This window comes from Microbispora cellulosiformans (genome assembly GCF_008728085.1).
Lineage (GTDB): Bacteria > Actinomycetota > Actinomycetes > Streptosporangiales > Streptosporangiaceae > Microbispora > Microbispora amethystogenes.
In genome coordinates this window covers 1-1,042 of record NZ_VYTZ01000053.1, presented here as the reverse complement: position 1 = coordinate 1,042, position 1,042 = coordinate 1, and the positions used below count along the sequence as shown (strand labels likewise).

General features: G+C 71.1%; 1 protein-coding gene and 1 pseudogene. Both read left to right on the top strand.

Annotation, left to right across the window (positions count from 1 at the left end; genetic code table 11):
- A partial coding sequence (locus F5972_RS36805; protein ID WP_150940777.1) for an RICIN domain-containing protein occupies nucleotides 1–517 on the top strand: 517 nt, incomplete at its 5' end.
- Between the two features lie 229 nt (nucleotides 518–746).
- Nucleotides 747–1,042 (top strand): annotated as a pseudogene (locus tag F5972_RS36800) (PHB depolymerase family esterase); the annotation flags it as partial.

Sequence of the window (1,042 nt, the reverse complement as noted above, 5' to 3'; positions counted from 1 at the left end):
CGCCGGCGGCTACGACAAGATGGCCGCCGCCTGGTACGCCGCCCTCCAGTCGGTGCCGGGCAGCCTGGGCCAGGGATCCAGCCCGAGCCCCAGTGTCAGCCCCAGCTCCAGCCCGAGCGTGCCCCCCTCGTCCACCGGTGCGATCAAGGGAGTCGCGTCGGGCAGGTGTGTGGACGTCCCCAACGCCTCGCAGACCAGCGGCACCCAGGTGCAGATCTGGGACTGCAACGGACAGCCCAACCAGAGCTGGACCGCGACCAGCTCCGGCGAACTGCGGGTGTACGGCAACAAGTGCCTCGACGTGGCCAACATGAGCACCGCCGACGGCGCCGCGGTGCAGATCTGGGACTGCAACGGACAGAACAACCAGAAGTGGCGCTTCAACAGTGACGGGAGCATCACCGCCGTCGGGGCCAACAAGTGCCTCGACGCGCCGAACTACTCAACCGCCAACGGTGTGAAGCTCCAGATCTGGTCCTGCAACGGGCAGGCCAACCAGCGCTGGACCCGCGTCTGACCGAAGACGACGCCGGGGCGGCCGGATCGGCCGCCCCGGCGAAGGCCCGCCCCGAGCGGGTCCGCGGCGACGCCGCCCCAGGCCCTCATGCAGCGGTTCCCTCTCCGCCCGCCTGACCTGCCCCGGCCGTGACCACGCGCACGCGGTGACGAGCGGCGCCCGGCCTCCCGCATCGCGGCCCGGACGCCGCGACGACGGGTCACCCCCCTCACCGACGAAAGGACCTTCCGTGAGACGAAGGCTCAGATCCCTGCTGGCCGCCGTGTCGTTGCCCCTGGTGCTGGTCGGCATGCTGCTGGCCGCCCGGCCCGCCGCGGCCGCCTCACTCACCCGGATCACCGGGTTCGGCACCAACCCGACCAACCTGAACATGTACCTCTACGTGCCCGACCGGGTCGCCGCCCGCCCCGCCCTGCTGGTCCTGGTCCACTACTGCAGCGGCTCGGCCAGCGGCATCTTCAACGGCAACGGCCACGACTACGTCACCGCCGCCGACCGCTACGGCTACATCATCGTGGTCCCCGA